Source organism: Achromobacter sp. K91 (assembly GCF_003576205.1).
Taxonomy (GTDB): domain Bacteria; phylum Pseudomonadota; class Gammaproteobacteria; order Burkholderiales; family Burkholderiaceae_B; genus Achromobacter; species Achromobacter aegrifaciens.
This window is the reverse complement of record NZ_QWFB01000006.1, coordinates 1-19,734: the sequence shown is the minus strand read 5'-3', so window position 1 is coordinate 19,734 and position 19,734 is coordinate 1. Positions and strand designations below refer to the sequence as shown.

Genomic DNA, 19,734 nt, shown 5'->3' with positions numbered 1-19,734 from the left:
GCTGGCCTTGAGCTGCCCAAGATCGTTATAGACCTGCGCGTCCACGTACTGCGTCGCCACGTCACCGGCCGCGCTGCGGTTATAGCGCAGCGTGCGCACAGTCAGGCCGCGGTTGTCGCGCACCGTAATCTTGGGAGTCCCCGCGCACGAATTGCCCATAGGACTCTATTTATAAAAGCAATAAGGATGACAGCATCCTACTTGCGTGACCTGGGCGCTATCTGTGCTCGTTTCCAGAATGCTTTTGATTTCAGGCACACCCGACGCGGTCACCACCAGCATCGGGCAACGCCAGATTACGCCGCTGGACAGTGCCATGGCCGACGAGGGATAGCGTGCGAACTGTCTACGGCCAAACTATCCACCATCCCCAGCTGGATTTGGGGGGGAGGGGGGAGGGGGAGCCAGGCACTTTCGCCAAGCTTGGCATTCATTCGGTCTACGGCATCGTCGCATGATGCGTCACTATCAGTTTCTGGCGCGCTTTGAAAGTGGGTTAGCGGGACACCGCAAGGCAGAAAGAATTTATCGCTACGCCTTGGCGATATACCAGCATGTGCACCGAGAGCTGACCCGCATGCAGGCGCGAAACGTCCAGCCCGAGGAGGCTGCCGTACCCGCGAACGAGATCCCTCCTAGGCTGGTACACAGACGCGCAAATTGGCATGGCCGCCGCGCTGCTCCAGCGCTTCCACAAAGCTACTACGACCATGCCTTTCATTAAGGAAAGCAGCTTCGAAGTGGCATGCCACAACGATTTTTCTCCCACCAACACCGTGTTCATCGCCGATGAACCGATCGCGATGATCGACTTCGACACAGCGCAGCCGGGGAGCGGCTCTGGGACGCGGGATATTCCGCCTTCACGTGGCTCGACGTCGAGCGACTGCTGCCCACCGGCTACTCATAAAATAACTGTCAGACGGGCGATACAGCGGTTGATGATCGCAGAACTTGGCCACCAGCACATGGGCGTGTAGGCCTGGGCCCGGCAAGCCTCGTTCGATCGGCCGGCTCGGCGCCGCCTCGTGGCCCCGAATGGCGTTCACGCCCGCTTCGCGCGCCACCCGCGCCACCGACATCCCAGGCTGTTCGCCTGCTTGATCAGCTCGAGCTTGAACCCGTCAGACTGCCGGCGATTGCGCCGTACCGAAGACCTTTGATCCGTTGTGTCCATAAATCCCTTTGTGGGCACAGATTTGAGGTGCCCATCACAACCGCGATCCTCGGCCTTCGGCACGCCCGCGTCTACACGGTATAGGCCGTACGTTTACGTTTTTGCCATCGACGTCGAGATAGCGCTGGCGAAACCAGGGCCGCCGTCGCACGCAGTGTATTGCAACGTCACGATGATGTCGTCAAGGCTGGCAAGGATCTGCGACTGACTGTTCCGATCACTATCCGAAGGGCTCTGAAAAACGAGTCGCCAACTCGAAACTGCGCCTGTGCCTTCGAACGGCAGGTAACGCTCGTCGCCGAACTGGAACACGAAGAGTCCCGTGTCGCTCACACCGCTGGACAGGACGACCTGCTGGCTGGCACCGCTATTCGTGATGATGTTCGCATTCGTTCCGGGATTCGTCGGGTTCTTGATCAACGCGGCAACCGCGGTCGCGTCGGGTGAACAAACATAGGTGCTACTCGTTTGCTGTAGTGTGGCCCGAACGTTTTGCAGAGGTCCAACCGCCGCCGGAAGTGTGATCGAGACACCAGCGATCCGGCGCATGTAATGGCTCGGATAGTCGTCATGGAAGAGGGACTCGTCGAAATTGAAGGTGAAGTCCCCGTTCGCCACGTAAGTGCTGGTCCACTGCGTGCCGAGCAGATGCTTGACCGAAATGGTACGCGTGATCTCGAGCTGGCGCGCGTTTCTGCTGGAATACCACGCGCTTTCCATTTGTGACAATGCCTGTTGCAGCGTCTCGCCAGCCAGTTGCCCCTGGTGCTGGCTATTCCACTCGTTACCAGTGATGTAACTGGTCTTGAAGTCGCCGAGTTCATACTGCCAGCACGTCTGCGCCAGAAGGCAAAGCCCCACGGCCGCGTCGTATGCCTGGTGATAGAGCGCGGCAATTTGACCCGCAAGCCATTGGTACAGCACCTCGTTTGTATAGCGCTTATTAAGGAACGTATACATTTCGAGGGAATGCCTATGTTGCGTTTCAGAAAGGCTTTTTGAGTTCTGAGCTGCGGCCAACTGGATATTTTGCGTTTCGATCTGGTTGTTCAGATTTTGGATTTCGTTTTCGATTTGCTTGAGCTGGAACTTCCAATCATCCGAGCGTCGCTGGTAGCCCCCCATTGTCGATGTTTGGTTGGCGCGGTTCAAGGTAATCTGAGCCGACAGAGACAAGCCCGCCCCCGCGGCATATAGCAGAGCGCCATAGCTCATCCCTCCATTGGCAAGACCAAAGACGTTGGGTGCCATGTCGGCCGCAGCGCCCGCCTTGCTCAGCGCGTCCGCCGCCTGGCCTTTTGACTGTCCAGCCAGGACCTGATCCATGGACGATCGCTCGAGCAGAGATAGATCCGTGTCGATCAACTCCTTGTAGTACGTCTGGCGGTCAGTCGCAGCCGCCAGGCTTAGGGAGAGAGAGTTCAGCGAGCCTTGCGCAATGTCGATCGCTTGCTGGTTCGCTGTTTTTGTGAACGTCCACAGCTCAAGCAGTTGCGATTGCTGCATCACTTCCTGTTGCCGCGCGTCGATCGAGCCTCGATGACTTAGCAGTTGCTGCCCGAATCCAATCAGTGTTCCCACTGCCTTCTGTGCCAAGGACGAGATCACGCTATATCGATACGGCGGGATAATACGCGGCACGCCTCCCACGCTTCCGGCAAGGGTACCGTTGCTCGCCTGACGCCAGAGCAGCGCTTCCGGATTGAGCGGCGTCGCATACGGTGCCAGATGAATGGGGTTGCCGTTAATGTCCAGGTTGTGGCGCAGGTTATTGCGACGTGCATCGATCGTGTCCCACAAATTCATCAGCTTAGTATTGATGGGAGGACTGAATGCATCGGCAAACGAATGGCTGAGTTGGGCTGCATCACCCACGTAAGGGTGAAGCGACCACTGCGCTGCCTGATCCTGGTTGGTCTCGAACTCGACCAACGCTGCTGAACCCCCCTGATTGTTCGAAAATTGACTGAGGGAGATGGAGCCAGACCATTTGACCGCTCGCGCCAGATAAGGCCGCTCGCCGAGAATATTATGGGCACGCGTGTAATATTGCAGCGCCTGACTCAGGCTGTCCGGCGTCAGCATTCGGTAGTACGTATCACCTATCGATATGAGCAAACCGATGTACTCCATATAGGCGTTTGCCCGGAAATGCACAGGGTCGCGATAACCGATTGTGTAAGGATCGGCGAGCGTCGAAAGCGTAAGCGCGTAGGGGGTTTCGGACGGCGTCGGCGCGGGGGCAATGGGCCGCAATTTCCAGTAGTTTGGCATGGGATCGTCGGAACTCTGCTGCCCATCAACCGGCACTTGCGAGCGCGGGTCAAAAATTCGACTTTGCCACTTCAGAGCTTCGATGTACTGAGCCTGACATTTCAACGTATAAGCGGTCAGCGCGGGCGTGTGGTAGAACAATTCCCAGAAATACAGGCTGTTCGCGCCGTGAAAATCCATCGGCTGATCGGCTCCGCTCGCACTGTCGACACTGGGTTCCGGCGTTAATTGGGTATCCCACCGATATAGTGTATTCAGCCCGAGGTTGGCGTCATTGATCAGTGTGGAGGTGAACAGCGTATTCAGGCGGATATTGGGCAGCACATTTTTCTGCCCGTCCACTTGCTTTCTCCCCATCGGATTGAGCAATTGCGCGGTACCGATAGATGATGTGTTCTCGTCAATAACAGGCAGCGTCAGGTCGTCAAGTGGCCATGCCCGCACGACCGACCAGAAGGCCCGGCGCCACGTGGACTGCACGAGAGTGCCGTTCACGTCAAAACGCTTGATTCCCGTGTAGTAGTAGTTGGGATTACGGTGTTTCGATGTGACGATTTTTGTCTCCGTGCATTTCACATTGGTCGTTTTCGCCGAAAGTTGGGTGAGGCCAGTCAACTCTTTTAGAGTTAGCAACTTTTCTTCACCAGGCCACGTTGCGTCTGCCGACGTCGCAATCAATACCGAGTAGGTACCGGCTTCCAACGGCAGTACCGTCAGGTCAGATTTAATGAGGGGAACGCTCGGAATATAACGACTGGGGGAAAGACCGGCCGAGTCATATCGCTTATACGAATCATCCGCTGCACCGAAATAGATGCTGCTTTTGTCATAGTAGAAATGCGAGCCGTCGTTGTTGCGAACCTCTGCCGGCGGAATAAGCCCCCCGTTGGCGAGGTCTGGAACAAGTGATATGTGCAGGCTTGTTGCAGAACTCGATATGGTTCGCCCGTACATGAATTGCGGGCCGAACACCTGCGGATGATTATTGTATTTGCCGAGATAAGTGCCGTTGCAGTACAGGACCGGGAATTCTCGTTTTGCAACGCCGGCCACCGTACTGCCCGGGGAGGCTAGCGAGTATCCGGCAGCCGGCTTCACGGAAAGATAAAGTTCGGCAGTCCATGTGTCCAAATAGATCTTGTACCAACCTTCAATATCGCTGTCCTCGAACCTGAACCCTACCTCTCTCACGCCGGCGAGCGTCGCATTAATGCCCGGCGTGAAACTGATCATTGCCGTCGCATCGTTATTGGCTATTCCGTTGGTGAGCGTCGGTGGCGTGAAGAAAATGGTGTTGTCTTGGTAACGCGCAGTGCCTGCACCGTCCCGATTTGCCGTCTTCGCTTGCATTTCAGGCAGGGGCCGGGGTAGCGATAACGTTTGACTTTCAGGAAGATTGACTTCCCGGAGATCAGTCATCACGGCGTGTGATTTATCAGCTGTCGTGCTCAGAGAGACCAAGGTTTGGAGTCGCTGCTGGTAGGTCAGATTTGCACTGAGGGCACCCGTTATCGGCGTGTTTCCATTGAATGTCTGGATCGCGCCCTGCACCTGACCGACCATGGTCGTCACTGCAGTACTCTGTGCCTGGGCTAGTTCGGGCGTGCTCGCCAATACGTTCATCCACGCGTCGACTTGGCAGACCAAGTATGAATTCCACGGTGCCTGGCTTTCACCCGGCTGATCGGTGAAAAGCATGGCATAGAAGTAGTTACTGCCGTCAGAATCCGTTAACTGGAACGCCGCGGTTGACCAGCGTGGCTGTTTGCCCGGATCGGTGGAGTCATACGCGAAAAGTGGGTCCGCCGTAGTCGTTTCATCTGGGCTGAATGCCATGGCGTTGTGACTGCAGGTCGACAGGATCTGCGGCCCGCTCCAAGTGCCGTCGAACCGGCGGTACGCGCAGAGTGCCCTGATGGTAACCATCCAAGCCGAGTTGGAGTCCTGGGCGTTGTTGACCTGCCTTTCGAACCACACAAGGAAAATCCGCTCGTTGTACTGAACGATGCGGGGCAGGCCGATCAACATGTCATCGTTGATCGCGACATCGATCTTTTCCCATTCAGTCCAAGCGTTGGGGGCCGGGTAGCCATCCTTGTCGTAGAGCCAGTGGTTGCACAGGCGCCAGCAGTACGTATAGGGCGAGGCGGCCGTTCGGCCAAGATACACGGTCTTTCCGATACCGGCGGCCTCGTCGTCAAAGTAGCCGTTCGTCATCGCCGGCGTCGCTGCTTCAAAGCCGTCGATATAGCCACCAAGCACCGTAAGATTGGCAAAATCCTCGAAGTCGTTCAGGTATTGCTGAATCGCATTCGCTGTTGTGTTGTCGTTGACCTGTCCCTGATTGACGTTGGTAACCAGCTTCTGGAATGGTTCCGTCGGGGAAGGACGAAGGATCGGCAACAGATAGTTTTCTGGATAGGTTTGCAGCAAGGTCTGTGCTGCCCAGGTATCGTACTGACTGGTAAAGTCGTTCCAGTAGTCCAGCGTTGGGCGCATCGATGGCGTAGTCCAGTCGATTCCCTGATAGCCAGGCTCGATTCCACACAGTGCGCCGCTGATGTACTGCTGCAACGACGCGATCGCAGTAGCGACGCGTGTCGTCGTTGGCTCCCACGAGGTTTCGAGATCCATCAACAGAAACTGATACGCGTCTTCGGCGCTCGCTTGAAGACTCGTGCCTCTGGAAGTATCACCAATGTTGTCGGAGACCATGCCTCGAAAGACCGCGGCGAGCGCATCGCGCTCGTGCGCCATAAGGCTTCCGAGTATCTGATCTATATTTACGGTCATGGCCGTACTCCTTAACGATCTGCGCTGGGGATTGACTGGTCGGGATGGTGCCTTGGACGCGTGCGCGGAATCATTGCGCCGCGGCGGCGGACTCCGGGACGTAGTTCAATGTGGCCATGGCGCCGGCAGCAGCGTATTGCCATTGAATCAGGGCTGCGTCACTTGTTGCACTCGTTGCCCACTGCGCTTGCGTAGTGGGCAACGCGGCGAGGGCGAGCATCTGCTTGAGTGTCAGTCCGGTCTGTTCCGCGACGGCCATCAATGCAAGGATGCTGCCCACCTGGGTGGTTTTGGTTACGATGGTCGCGCCTGTAGCGTCCCCCGTTACCCAATTTATCCAACCCTGCATCTCGTCGCTGCTAATGCCTAGTTGCCGGGCCAATTCAGATTTGGCATCAGCCGCGACGGCATGTTCTTGGTTGGCCATTTGAAGGTACTGGGTGACATCGTCTTCGCTCCCAGCCCGTTTTTTCCAGGCTTCGTAGCAATCCAATGCGTAAAGACTCTTCAAGGTGAGCATCCACCAATCTCCGGCCGTCGAATCCAAGTTGAACCAGGATGGATTTGTTAGCGCTTGCAGGCTTGCGGGTGTCAACGCGCAATGCCTGACCAGCATCGCCTGATGCGCCAGCGTGTTGAACTGTGTCATGAGAGCGCTGCCCTTGAGGTCCGCAGGTTCTGGCGAGGCATGGGCGGTCAAGAACGTCTGGCAGCCGGACAGGAATGTGTAGCTTCCGTTGCTTTCGAACGCTTGCATTAGCATGTGCAACGTATCGGTGGGAAGTCCGAGGGCTTCGCCGAGAACACCATCGGTTACCCCGTACTGACGTTGCTGGGCTGCGCTGAGGCTATCGAGCAGCGGCTGATAGTCCGTCGAAGTCAGATTGCATCCCGTCGGTAAAGCCTTCTGTATTGCACTCTCGCGATCGGCTTCAGTTTCTATCGCTATCAGCCCCGACTGCGGCGTACTCGGGTCGCCGACGATCTTGCTGTTGGCAACGACCGATGCCCAGTCGACCTTGACTGGGGGGCTGGATGTGTCTTGGACCGGCAACCCCAGCGAAGGGAGGATGTTCATATCGAACAGGCTGCCGGGTATCAGCCGGGTTGCGTTGGTGACTACCGCCAAGTGTGCTGCGGTCGATGCGGGCACTGGGAACCCGTTCGCTGCCGATGGGGCAATCAACGCGGCCGCCGCCCCGGGCGTCAGGCCATGTCCCCGCACGAATTCGCGCAGGGCTGCGAGCGCATCGAGCTGGTCGAGCACGTCACGAGTGGTCGGAATGAGCGGCGCGGTGGTCGCCAAGAGACTTAACTTCGGCTGTACCCCGGCAAGTTGGCTGGTCAACGCATCCCCGTCGGGCATGCGGTCGAGCAGATCAAACATATCTGAAACAGACAGCCGCAGGGCGGATGCCACACGCGTCAAGCGATAGAGCGCCGACAGGCAGGGCAGCGAGCGTGTCACATGGTTGCTGGTGAGCTTCTGGGCTGCCTGGACCGTTGCGGCCAAGCGAAGGAAATCAGCCTCTGTAATCTTCAGCGCTGCACATAGGGATTGCACGAGCCCAGCATAGGCGGCAGCCGTGTAGTCGAAAGCGCTTGAGGGGCCGCCAATCTTGATCGGCTGTTGTCCCGGCACGGCATTGAAAATGCGATCGAACTGGGGGATAGCGTCCAGCACGGCATAGGGGGAAACTTGCCAGAGGATGGCGGCGATATCCTCGGCGCTAACCTGATAGCTTTCCGCCCATCGGCGATAGAAGCCCAGTACGCGCATGCAATTTGTGTCGATCTCCATTTTCGTTGTCGTGCCGCCCGCCTGCATCGCGGCATACAACAGCGTGTCTAGCTGGTCCGGTGCGAGTCGCATCCAATGGCTCAGCCGGTACATCTGATTGAACTGGGTGAAGCATTTATCACTAGGTGGGGGAGGGAAGGAACCACCTACGTTCTGAACAAGCTTCATCCCCATCTTCGTCGCTAGTTCCGCGTCATCCTCAACGGGAGCAGTAGTGACCGGCGCCGAGTTGCCTGCGTTGACGATGACGGCTCCGTAGTTCTTCGGGCCAGCCGTGTAGCCCTGGACGCTGCCATCAACATTTGGCGTGACCGTCACCGTAGTCGATCCAAGCGACTTGGCGTTTCCGTCATTGCAACCGCTGTCGCAGAAAAGCGTCAAGATACTTTCAATGCTTTGTGACGTTTGGTTCGCCAAGGTGCCAACGTTGCTCAGATCCTCTTCTGGCGCGGGGAAAGAATATTGCATTGGCCCGCTCATCCCGAAATTGCTGCTAAAGAACACGACCCGGTCCTCGGACTCGGCTCCGGAGGAGTCAATCCAGCCCGACGTCTCATAGGAGGTGAGGGCAAGTTGCAATCTGGCGGGGTCAAGGCCAGTGTCGTACAAGAGTGCCGGGAGAGATTGTGTAGTGGGAGCCTGTTGCTGGGCGACGAAGGCCGGCATGCCATTTCCGGAGGCCAGCACTATTTGCGAGAGCGTGGTGCTTCGCGCCGTGAGACTGCTGACGACCTTGTCGTATGGGCCGTGATAGGGGACTGCGGGGCCCGGATAGTTGATACGAGAAAGTAGGGTGTCCTGATCGACCGTTGTCGGTGCCCCGTTGATGATGTCACTTAGTTCGGCGACATTCACCGAGATGAAGTTCGACAGTGTCTCATTAATCAATTGGAGCTTGGGTACAATCTGATTGACCGACGCGTCATTGATCTGAAGTTTGGCGAGATCAGGTCTGCGCGCTTTGAGCAGCACTCGCTCTGCGGTATTGCCCACCGGGTACGTTTCGAGATACTCCGCCCACCAGTAAAGCGTTGCCAAATAAGCTGCGGGGGAGTCATCACACGCAATGTCTCCTGGTGCGGCCGGCAATGTGGCCAACGGGAATTGCTCTACCCAGGCCGGACTGTTACCGATGGGATTGTCGCTATAGGGGTAATGCAGGCCGTCTTCTTTAACGGCCGCTGCATTACCAGCCCGAAATGCCTTGTACAAGCGCAGCAGGCGCTTCTGAGCAGCCAGCGCGAACCGATATACGTTTCGCGCAACGTCCCCTGAGCCCAGCGCTGAGGTGTTTTCGTGCACAAAAGTGTGCTCGTGAACGGCGACGATGGCTTGCACGGAATCATAACCAAGCGCAGACAATGCTCCATCGGCCAATCCGCAGTGCCGTTCCACTGCCTGAATCAATGGTGTCGCTTTAGACATAAGCTTGCTCGCTCAAGGGGTAGTTGAGTTGGAATCACATTGTCAAATGAGACTGCGGCGTATCTGGTGAAGCAGCAAAGCGCGTTTAGCCCCAGATTTGGGCAGGCTCGGACACACCGATATAGACGAGACGGCTGGCGCCTTGGCGATCTTGGAATTCGCCTCGACCTCGAAAAGTGCCTTCCTGTACCTTCGGCTAGTCAGTGCAATTGTGGCGATTTTGTTTCGGACGCGTCATTTATTTTCTGAACTTTTTGTTTGAGCTGTGGCGGATCCGGTTGTTTAGACGCCAAGCGGATCAAAGAGGTCTATTTGGCATTGCTCAATCAGCTGGAGTACGACCAGAAGTCGGGCCTAGCGGTGATGGTGGCGGATGTGGCGGCCCTGGTGAGTGCGGAGTACGCCAAGGTGCGAACTCTAAAAGGGGGCTATTCCAGCGATTGCGTACTTGAAATCAAAGGTAATTAGGAGACGAGCAGAGGTAGCGCCCAGGCGACGGAATTAGAGTGCTGTCATCCTTGTCGCTTCTTTGAGTGAGCCCCATGGGTAGTTTGTGCGCGGGCACCCCCAAGATTACGGTGCGCGACAACCGTGGCCTGACGGTGCGCACGCTGCGCTATAACCGCAGCGCGGCCGTTGAGGTGGCCACGCAATATGTGGACGCACAGGACTACAACGATCTTGGGCAGCCGATTTCCAGCCAGGACGCGCGCTTTTTCGCGCAGGGCAGCGGCCCCCTCAATTTCCAGTACACCCCGGCACTTTCCGGTCAAGTGCTGGCAACAATCAGCGTCGACGCGGGCACGACCCAAGCGTTTGCCGACATTCAGGGGCGTGTCGTATGGGAGCAAAGCCAGGGGCGCGATTGCTTGAACCAGGCCGACGATCAGTTCACCACCACGCACCAATACGACGCGCTGGGTCGGCCCACTTCGCGCACGGTCGCCGTGTCTCCGTCAGAAGGCAATTCCACTCAATACCAAACCGATATTTGGGCTTACGGGGAATCACAAAATCTGCCGTCAGGTGACTACGACCAGAAGAACATAGCCGACCCGCGTAACCTGAACCTGCGCGGACAAATATTCCAGCACTACGACACCGCTGGCCTCCTTGACATGAGTGCACGAGGCTATAGCGTGCTGGGCGGTGCACTGCGTCAGGATCGTCAAACGCTCTCACTCTACGCAGCATTCCGTGGCCGTACCTACAGCTGGACAGGGGTCTGGCCCAACGTAGACAAGGGCGATCTCGACGCTCAGTTCTATAGCACCAGCCGCACCTACAACGCGTTGGCACAAATGCTCGTACAGACCGACGCGATGGGCCATCAGCAGCAGACAGCGTACGACGTGGCAGGTCGCAAAGTCTCAAGCTCGGTAACGCCCAACGGCGGCACGAACACGCCTGTCACCACTGGCGTCACCTACACGGCGAGCGGCCAGATCGAAACCCAGAACGACGCCAACTCCGTTCAGACGGCTTACATGTACGAGCCGCAGACCACGCAGCGCGTACTGACCATCACGACCACACGCAGTGCTGAGGCCACCAGCGCGGCGGCCAAGTGCCAGCGCGGCTCCAAGAATCGCCCCACTGGCAGATCAGGCCGACGAGGTCGCGCCACTACCGGGACCACGCTTCAGGATCTGACCTACACCTACGACGCGGTGGGCAATGTCATAGCGCTCAGCGATGCGAGCACGCCGGTGGCATACATCCACAATGGGGCGGTAGACGGTAACCGTAGCTATACCTATGACGCGCTCTATCAACTGCTCTCGGCGAGCGGACGCGAGAACTATGTGAGCAGTAATCCATCGGGCACCGACTCGCCCATCGCCTTTTCGCCACCGAACCCCGCGAGCTACCGTAGCTATACGCGTAACTATAGTTACGATCTCGGGGGCAATCTGCGTCAAATTGCGGCCAAGAACGCAGCAGGCACCGGGGCAACCGTGCCCACGCGCAACATGGTCGTGGCGACCGATAGCAATCGCGCGTTGAGCGACGTCAAAAACTCGGGGTTGACGCCCGCGGGCCTCGAATCATTTTTCGACGGGGCAGGGCAGAGCACATTTCTGGATGGCAACCCAAACCTGCCGATGTATTGGACCCCATTCCACCAACTCTACTGCCTGGTCAGCAATTACCGAAGCTCCGGTCAAGACTGCACCGACTGGGGTGCGAGCGATTGCGAACTATACGCTTACGACAGCGAGGGACAACGCGTGCGCAAGGCGTCGCAGGCAATGATATCGGGAGGAGGCATTAGTTGGGTCGACGACGCTATCTATTTACCCGGCCTGGAGGTGCGTTTCAGCTATTACACGAGGGAGCGACTAGAAGTGATCGTGCTGGACGACGGTGCCCGGTTGCTGAACTGGACGGCCAACAAGCCGTCGGACATCGACAACCAGCAGATCCGCTACCGCTACGGCGACCGGCAGAACTCCTGCCAAATCGAGACCGACGACAGCGCGCAGATCATCACGCAAGAGGAGTACTACCCGTATGGCGGCACTGCGGTGTGGACTGCGGCCTCGACCAGCGAGGCCAAGTACAAGACCATACGCTACTCGGGCAAGGAGCGTGACGCCGCAGGCCTCTATTACTACGGCATGCGCTACTACCAGCCGTGGATCGGACGTTGGATCAATCCGGATCCGGCCGGCACCGTGGATGGATTGAACCTCTACTGCATGGTGGGGAATAATCCGGTGACCGATGAGGACTCTTACGGCCTGACTAAGAAGGGCAGCGATGGCGAGGAGGCCGATAGACCGGAAGAAATATTTGGATGGGAAGACGGTAAAAGCAGTCCGCCAAGCGGCCTCAGTTTGATCCCAAATATCAAAGATCCCGAGAATCTGTCGGATGATGCTGATGGCCCATCTATCTCGTTGTCGCGCTACAGCGGGGTAGTCACTAGTAACCATTACTATGGCAAACACAAGGAAGCCACCTTCAATGCCACTCGTTACTTTGATGGAAAAATAACTTTTGGATTCGAGAAAACCAAGGACAAATTCCTTCAAGAAAGAACCCCAGCATTGGTAACGATTAAGTTCAAAGACATTAAGATAAAAACTGATATCGTGCCGCCGACGCATGCTGCTTTCGCATATTGGGCTGATTACGCGAAAAACTCCGGATTGAAGTTTGAATACGAACCCGATTTCTCCCAGAGCCGTGTTTTATTAAAAATTCAAGAGTTTAAAGAAAAAAATGTGCTCGCAAGTACGTCGACTTCGCATTTTTTATACCCCGGAATGAGGCCAGTTATAAAAGTAAATAAGAAATTTGATTATTCAAAAAGCGATTTTAGTGATGCAATAAAAGCTATGGACCCGATGCTGCACAGCGTCGAACAGCCCCTTCAACGAAATATGCTTAAATCGCAAGCAAAAAGACTGGGCGATTTATTGGTGTTCAGATCAATAGTCCATGAAATCGGACATGTTCTCGGGTTTAGTCATCCTTTTGATGTTAACGCGGAACATGCTAAAAAACGCGTCGAAAAAATATACAAAAACAAGGCAAATCAAGTTGTTCTTACGACGGGAACTGTTAGCTGCGGCTCAGTGAACTATGACTTTAGAAGCTATGCGACAGACGGATGCCCGATAATGGGTTACACCAATATGAATTTGGAGTATTCCGCCAAGTTGGCGATACAGTTAGGGGAACCGCTAGGCTACAAGCACATTCAACCCTCGCAAGCAGAGGTGGACACCTTGCGCCGCAACCTCAGGAGGACCTGAACAATGCGAGTTGAATAATCAGATTGCAGGGCCTCGATCGTGCTTAACCTCAACCAAGAGCGCCTCGTAGGCGCCTTTCTTGACGGAGAGAAGAGCGATCAAGCGCGTCAACGCTGGTCTTTCTGTCAGGTGATTGAAAGATGACAGCGTTGCTCCCATGGTAAAAAAGATCGGCGCGCGTCGGCTCAATTGCGGACCGCTCACCTCGGGGAGGGGCATTCCTACTACGAACATCCTAGGTGGTGAACATGAACCAGGAGTACGTTTACGAGTTTGACCTCAACGGTTACGTCATCATTCCCGCTGCAATCGCTTGGCCACATCTTCGACGCCTACAGACGTATCGGTCTGACGGCACGGCAGCGACAGTTGGTCACAGAGCCGCTTACGCGCGGCGACACGCACCGATAGGGAAGGGGTGGGGTAGATATGGATCCTGTTAGCGTAAAAGCCATCATGCAAGGACCTCGCGGTGTCCTTTTTGTCAGAAATCCGCGCAATGAATTGGAACTGCCAGGGGGTAGGCCTGAAGTCGGCGAAGGTTTGGAGGCGGCATTGGCGCGCGAGGTGAAGGAAGAGTGCGGCCTGGACATTAACGCGATGGTTTATCTGGGCAGCAGATCCTGCGAGATCATCCCCGACAGGCGAGTATTGCTTGTATTTTTTCGCTGCGAATTCACTGACCAAGCTCTTACCTTGAGCGAGGAACACACGGCCTATGAGTGGGTAGATGTCGCTGCCGATCCTCCAGGAGGAATACCGCCACGCGGCTCAGGATGTCCCGCCGCTCTGGGCTTGGCCCGTTGCCGCCGCGATCACGGTGGAGATTTCAGGCGATGCACTTAGTCGCACAACACGGACTACTAGCGTTGTTGCGGGTCCTAAGGGATTTTGAAGCTTCCGTCCCTACCGGGAGAGCCAACCTCAAGAGACGGGATGATGCCTGCGGGATTCACATTTTTTTAGCATAGAAGCCTTGTGGCCGGGACGAAATTCCACAATTGCAATTACGGCAATCGGAAAACACTTGTCTTGCTACATCTGTGCAACCATCGCCTGAATCGCGTCTTTTGGCGATCTCAAAATTGTTCGGAAAACCCACCCGCCATTCGCTATCATACGGAAACATCATTTTAATGGTTATCCGTGTATGTTGATAGGCGACTGGACTTGCCCTCATAGAACTGGATCATCTCGCAGAATTCCAGCCTAGAAAGTTGTACGCATAATAGCGGGCAATGCCAATATATTCATTCAGTGCGAAATCCGTGAGTGCGAAATTGTACGACAATGGAAGCACAGACCAAACCGCACGCAAATAATCCGCGCGAACCGGCGTCGCAACGACTCCGAAATATGCAAAGTACAGCACACTGCGTCTCAGATGAATGCCTGAGGAAACAAGCACCACACGGTCGGCACCGTAGCGCTCTAGTATCTCGCTAGTGAATTGGGCGTTCTGCCATGTATTCATGCTATTGGGTTCAAGCAATATGTCGGTTGCATCTATTCCAAGTTTGAAAAGATAGTTCCGATAGACTGTTGCTTCGGGCAAGCCATTGTGCGTTGCGTCACCGCCACTCACAATGATCTTGCACTCTGTAGCGACCTTTCGACAATCGTTGTAAAGCTCTGCTGTTTCGACGATGCGCGCGTATGCAAATGCTCCCGGTTCAATCGCGCCCGCGACTCTTTCCGTTCCGGCCCCCAGTAGAACGATCGCATTGCGCTTATTCCATCCGGGCGGATGCTTCACAGCATAGGCTGACTGCAGGTTGCCCAATAACCATGACGGAATGGGGCCGCATCCTAGCGCAAGCAGCAACGTGATTGTTATGAGCCCAAGCCCTCTGCTTGTACGATTCCATTTAAGTACCGCACGGCAGGTCGCGAGCAATACTAGAACTGCAAGTATAGAAAGCGTCATCTGGAACTTCCTCATCTACTACGGCACGACAGGAGCCGACTCCAACGTACGCGCCCTAGCGACCAATTGTGATGGATGAGAAATTAACCCCTCCCTGACACCAAATATAAACCGGGTAACTCCCCTTAAATGCCTCCATAAGCGCTAGAAAGGAAAGCAGCTCGTCCTGATAACCTCGGTCGTAGGATAAATAAAACTCCCCTTGTTTCGTCGCATCGGACGCAAGATTAAATCCCACGCGCGTTTGATTATCGCCTCCCCAGTCCGTCTTAATATAACTCACGTACACTTGAGCCGACGTAGCGTGTGCGGTTGGGCATATATCTTCAGCGCCAGCCATGGCCGCCATCGAAAAGCAAAAGAGTGCCGCAAAAATTACGATCTTCATGATCTCACCAAAAGTAGAAAAATTCATGCTGTAAACAATCTTCATAACTTTTAAAGAGAAATCTCCGCACAATCAGCTCTCTTTCAAAGTTGCAAGCCTACACCGCTCTCTCAATTAACTTGAATTTTCAATGTTAATAGCGATGCCAGTTACACCACCTCGACTGCAGTACAGCACGACATTTGCGCCCGATAGCATGGCAGTTTGCGCAAGTAGCACTATAGTTTTGTTATTAGAACCACCAGCATAGCCGGAGATCAAAAATTTCTGGGTGCTTGTATCGCTTAATTTTCCTTTAAATATGATGGACAAATCGCCATATTGAGAGGTTCCCGTGCCCAACCCAACGATAAACCCCGTTTTCTTGTCGCAAGCAGAGTTAGCTTGAGCAAAGGCTGCATTCGTGTGTGTCGAGAAGATCATTGCCGCAACGATAGCGGTCACACTAAGTTTTTTCATTGATCACCCTATTTAAAAATTAAAATAAACAAGGCCAACCCAATTTATCTTCATATAATTTTTTATAGAATTTTTTTTGAAAAATCACACAACCACCAAAAATCCTCAACCTCTAGATTCACGGAGAAAAAAATCTTCACAAGCCACCATCCAACAACCGGTACGCTCAAGTATCAGCATCGCTCAGTGGTAATATTGGGCAGCATGAATGAGCTGAGGCAAAAGTGAGTTTGTTATCGTGTTTCCCGTGGCAATATAATTGTCATTACATACAGGCGGGACACTTCTTTGTATGTTTAGGCCATCCGTATCATTGCAAGTGTATTCCAGCGCAAACCGAAGCATTGCCCTTTCTGGAAGACTGGGGGCAGGGGTAGATGTACTGGGGTCTATTGGCCTGTTGAGCAGCAACACTTCAGCTCGGAATACGTCATTCAAAAATGGTTGCATAAGGGTAGCGTGATCGACTTCAGATTGAGCGAAGACCTGATACACGCCCCTGAACAACTGGGCGTTGGAATCGACTTGCCGAGCGGTTGGGGCTTCCTGGCCTGCAGGTGCGTAGGGGTGCAGTAGCCCCATTGCGTGGCCGAATTCGTGCATGATTGCCGATACCGCCATGTAGCGCGCCGTTTGATAGTTTCCTAAATTCGGATCGCTACTACTGGGAGCGAAGAACCGCCTCAGGCCCGACCAATTTATGATGTCAGAATTTATAACCATTCCGGTAGCCAGCCCAGCTGGCGGCGGCATACCACCGGTTACGGCTGTATAGTCGGCCAGTACTGTTGCGGCTATGGCGCCAGCTCGCAAGCGTGAACCAGGGAGTGAAAAGGATCGAGTCGTAATGGGGAAATTTACGGTTTGTCCGACGCGACCCAAAACGATAAGGTCTGGCTCACCAGGTCGAACCACAAGATCATTCCAGATGACCGCAGCCGACCCTGCAATATCCGCCACGGCAAAGGAGACTGTGTAGCTGTCGCTCAAACGGACAGTCATTATGCCGGCCGCACTATATATGATCTGACCGCCAGCGTAATGTCTAGTCAAGTTGTATAGGGGATATTTGGAATTGCTTCTGTCGGTCAGCATAACAACCGTGCGAAGAGCAGGTATGAGCTCAACCGCGACGCATGCCGAGGAGAAAGAATACAAAATTGAAAACACTATTAACGATATCCTGATCATCACTTCATTCCATCGCGAAATATGAATCACAATTAGTGTCGATCAATTGGAGGCACCACCTACATTGGCAAGACTATCTAGATGCATTGACAAGCGATTTTGGAATCTTGCCGTCTGCTTGTGAAACTGCGTCCTTCTCGCAATTCGCCGGCCAATTCTGCCAAAAGAGGGTAAACGTCCGGTCTGTACCGTGTAGACGCGGGAGCGACGAAGTCGGAGGATCGCGGTTGTGGTGGGCATCTCAAATTTGTGCCCACAAAGGGATTTATGGACACAACCGATCAAAAGACTCCTGGGCCGCGGCGCAATCGCCGGCATTCTGATGCATTCAAGCTTGAGCTGGTCGCGCAGGTGCGACAGCCGGGGGTGTCGGTGGCGCGGGTGGTACGCGAAGCGGGCGTGAACGCCAATCAGGTGTTTGCCTGGATCAAGCAACACCGCGACGGGACGCTGCGAGCAACCAGTGAGGCGGGGCCGACATTGTTGGCGGTGCGCGTGGCCGAGCCTGAAGCGATCATTGATGCGCAGTCGCCGAGTGATCCCATTCCGTTACCGGCGAACGTATCGGCAGCGCCCGCGACCATGACGTCGTGCGCGGGCGCGCTTGCGCGGCGCTGCGCGCGGTGGCCCTTGGCCGCAAGAATTACCTGCACTTCGGCTCAGACCGAGGCGGCGAGCGAGGGGCCGCGATCTACACCCTGATCGGCCTGCAAGCTCAACGGCATCAATCCCGAGGCATGCCTGCGCTACGTGCTGGGCCGCATTGCTGATCACCCGGTCAACCGCATCGACGAACTGTTGCCTTGGGCTGTCGCTGATCAACTGCAACCGACGTAACGCGCTTGACGCCATCGACGCTCCGATGTCTACACGGCTAAATCTGGGCGCTCACCAAAGAATGATGTGTCCACGGAACCGGGTCAACGATAATCCCGATACGGCAAATGAGTCCCGACTTGATACAAGTCAGCAAAATCAATACCCGCCAAGTCTTCGGGCAACTCGGATGGATCCGCCTGCGGTGCCGGCGCGGGCAGATATCCCGCATGCATGGGTGCCTGATGCGCCATCATCTGGCCTGGCCAATTTTGCATCTGCTGCCCAGGGTACACCGGCCCAGGATCGTACATCCGCGTAGGGTCTGGGGCCACCATCAGGGGCGCGAAGGGAGCCGGGGCTCCGCCGTAGTGATAGTTGATTGTGACGTTCTGCGCGTTAACGATGTATGGTGATGGCCCTTGGTGACCGTAAGCAGGGGCGGCAGAGTGTTGCTGCTGCTGTGGGATCGGCAACCCTCCATAGTAAGCCTGGGGGGGATTGTTGAAGCTGCCCTGCGGCACTGCATGAAATTGCTGCGCAAAGGCCTGGGGTGTCCCGTAAGCGTGCATGAGGTGTTGCGGGACGTTCGCCGCCGGCGGGGTCAGGGGAATGCCTTCGAACCACTCTCTGGAAAACTCCGCGGGTGCTTGTTGCTGAGGGGATGGCGCAAGGTGGCTGGCCGCGCTCGTTGATGCAACGGGGGACTGCCGCCCTTGCGGCCCTACCGCCGCAATCGGGCGAGCGGCAGGAGCAGGCGCGGCATTCAAACCGCTTCCCGACGGTTGCAGCGCGGCACTTGGCGCCGCCTTATTGCCTTGAGATCCCGGCGCAATCGCACCGGCTGGCGCTGTCGCTGTCGCTGCGGTAAGCCGTGCCCGCTGAGCGCTGGACAGACTCTCCTTGTGCTGGTTAGCCGCAGTCTGTGAGTAAGGACGCGCGGCCCGTTTTTCAAGAAAGTGCTTAGTTGCCTCACGAGCCAGCGCTTCGCGTCTGAATGGGTTTTCTTGCCACCATTTGATGACATTCTCAAAGCGATTCGCGTGGCCGTTTGGACTCTTGTTGAAACCGAGCAACGGGACAATTTCCTCGCGGTATGTGTCCAGAGTCATGCCGGTTGGAAGCTGCAGGTAAAATCGGTAATTCCACTTGCCTCTCTTGCCGTCTGACAGAAATCCCAAACTCGCCAGCCGATCACGTATACGCATATCCAGGTTCGAATACTCATTTCCTTGCGCCGTCTTCCCGGTCCTCGTCCCCCCGTCCATCGATTTCTCGTCAGGCAGATATGCTGCGAGGCGCGCGTCGCGAGTGTGCATGTCGATGAAGTAACGTTGGACCTCGTTTTCTTCCTGCTTGATCAGACCGTTAGTCTTGAAGTGGTCATACACCTCGATCAGGCGAGGCCGGTCGAGGTTAGTCTTCAATCTAGCGAGCGGCTCCGCCACTGACTGGTTGGCCGCGGGAGCCGCGTCCGATGTTCCGGCTGGCGGCGCTTGAACTGCGCCCAGCTGGGCGCTCGCGTGGTGTTGGTGCGCTGCTTGGCTGGGAATCATGACCGCGCGCATGCCTGGGTCTGAATCGCTATCTGAGCCGTCGTGGTCCCCCATCTTGCGCTTACGATTGCCGTCCTCCCCGACCAGGCCGGCGTGGTCACGCAGGGACGCGGGGTTGTTCTTGACCATGCCGTAGAGATTGAGCCCATCCACGGTGCCTGCC

9 protein-coding genes and 4 pseudogenes are annotated in these 19,734 nt (G+C 55.7%); 6 read left to right on the top strand and 7 right to left on the bottom strand.

The window, feature by feature from the left end; genetic code table 11:
* Positions 1-608: 608 nt before the first annotated feature.
* Positions 609-821, top strand: a pseudogene (locus DXK93_RS32480) (hypothetical protein); the annotation flags it as partial.
* A gap of 90 nt (positions 822-911) precedes the next feature.
* Here the strand turns inward: DXK93_RS32480 and DXK93_RS32565 are convergent.
* The 3 genes and pseudogenes from DXK93_RS32565 to DXK93_RS01195 all read right to left on the bottom strand — a co-directional run.
* Positions 912-1,022, bottom strand: a pseudogene (locus tag DXK93_RS32565) (transposase); the annotation flags it as partial.
* 248 nt (positions 1,023-1,270) lie between these two features.
* Positions 1,271-6,244, bottom strand: a complete 4,974-nt coding sequence (locus tag DXK93_RS01200) for a neuraminidase-like domain-containing protein (protein WP_119449109.1) — start codon at positions 6,242-6,244, stop codon at positions 1,271-1,273.
* A gap of 70 nt (positions 6,245-6,314) precedes the next feature.
* The gene (locus DXK93_RS01195) at positions 6,315-9,470 is read right to left on the bottom strand and encodes a Tc toxin subunit A (protein ID WP_119449108.1); all 3,156 of its coding nucleotides are present in this window, start codon (positions 9,468-9,470) and stop codon (positions 6,315-6,317) included.
* 312 nt (positions 9,471-9,782) lie between these two features.
* Between DXK93_RS01195 and DXK93_RS31970 the strand changes: the two genes are divergently transcribed.
* From DXK93_RS31970 to DXK93_RS01180, 3 genes are all read left to right on the top strand, one after another.
* Positions 9,783-9,938 carry a hypothetical protein gene (locus DXK93_RS31970; protein WP_158598542.1) on the top strand — a complete coding sequence of 52 codons (156 nt, stop codon included), beginning with the start codon at positions 9,783-9,785 and terminating at the stop codon, positions 9,936-9,938.
* Between the two features lie 74 nt (positions 9,939-10,012).
* Positions 10,013-13,234, top strand: a complete 3,222-nt coding sequence (locus tag DXK93_RS32225) for an RHS repeat-associated core domain-containing protein (RefSeq protein ID WP_119449107.1) — start codon at positions 10,013-10,015, stop codon at positions 13,232-13,234.
* A 429-nt stretch (positions 13,235-13,663) separates the two neighbouring features.
* Positions 13,664-14,080, top strand: coding sequence for an NUDIX domain-containing protein (locus DXK93_RS01180; protein ID WP_119449105.1), 417 nt, complete (start codon positions 13,664-13,666; stop codon positions 14,078-14,080).
* A 343-nt stretch (positions 14,081-14,423) separates the two neighbouring features.
* On the opposite strand, the gene DXK93_RS01175 is transcribed toward DXK93_RS01180, so the two are convergent.
* The 3 genes from DXK93_RS01175 to DXK93_RS31750 all read right to left on the bottom strand — a co-directional run bounded on the left by DXK93_RS01175 (position 14,424) and on the right by DXK93_RS31750 (position 16,008).
* Positions 14,424-15,161, bottom strand: a complete 738-nt coding sequence (locus tag DXK93_RS01175; RefSeq protein ID WP_119449111.1) for a YdcF family protein — start codon at positions 15,159-15,161, stop codon at positions 14,424-14,426.
* Positions 15,162-15,216: 55 nt separating this feature from the next.
* A complete protein-coding gene (locus DXK93_RS01170; protein ID WP_147400204.1) occupies positions 15,217-15,576 on the bottom strand; it encodes a hypothetical protein in 360 nt (119 codons plus the stop codon).
* An 87-nt stretch (positions 15,577-15,663) separates the two neighbouring features.
* Positions 15,664-16,008 (bottom strand): hypothetical protein, encoded by a 345-nt coding sequence (locus DXK93_RS31750; RefSeq protein WP_147400203.1) that lies wholly within the window; start codon positions 16,006-16,008, stop codon positions 15,664-15,666.
* 1,458 nt (positions 16,009-17,466) lie between these two features.
* Here DXK93_RS31750 and DXK93_RS01165 point away from each other — a divergent pair.
* Positions 17,467-17,901, top strand: a complete 435-nt coding sequence (locus DXK93_RS01165; protein WP_119449103.1) for a transposase — start codon at positions 17,467-17,469, stop codon at positions 17,899-17,901.
* A pseudogene (locus DXK93_RS01160) lies at positions 17,811-18,036 on the top strand (transposase domain-containing protein); the annotation flags it as partial. The gene DXK93_RS01165 and the pseudogene DXK93_RS01160, both read left to right, overlap by 91 nt.
* Before the next feature lie 83 nt (positions 18,037-18,119).
* On the opposite strand, the pseudogene DXK93_RS01155 reads toward DXK93_RS01160, so the two are convergent.
* Positions 18,120-19,734 (bottom strand): annotated as a pseudogene (locus tag DXK93_RS01155) (hypothetical protein); the annotation flags it as partial.

Coding starts and splice junctions, on each gene's coding strand:
- DXK93_RS01200 (WP_119449109.1), bottom strand. CDS start 6,244: ATGACCGTAAATATAGATCAGATACTCGGAAGCCTTATGGCGCACGAG.
- DXK93_RS01195 (WP_119449108.1), bottom strand. CDS start 9,470: ATGTCTAAAGCGACACCATTGATTCAGGCAGTGGAACGGCACTGCGGA.
- DXK93_RS32225 (WP_119449107.1), top strand. CDS start 10,013: ATGGGTAGTTTGTGCGCGGGCACCCCCAAGATTACGGTGCGCGACAAC.
- DXK93_RS01180 (WP_119449105.1), top strand. CDS start 13,664: ATGGATCCTGTTAGCGTAAAAGCCATCATGCAAGGACCTCGCGGTGTC.
- DXK93_RS01175 (WP_119449111.1), bottom strand. CDS start 15,161: ATGACGCTTTCTATACTTGCAGTTCTAGTATTGCTCGCGACCTGCCGT.
- DXK93_RS01170 (WP_147400204.1), bottom strand. CDS start 15,576: ATGAATTTTTCTACTTTTGGTGAGATCATGAAGATCGTAATTTTTGCG.
- DXK93_RS31750 (WP_147400203.1), bottom strand. CDS start 16,008: ATGAAAAAACTTAGTGTGACCGCTATCGTTGCGGCAATGATCTTCTCG.
- DXK93_RS01165 (WP_119449103.1), top strand. CDS start 17,467: ATGGACACAACCGATCAAAAGACTCCTGGGCCGCGGCGCAATCGCCGG.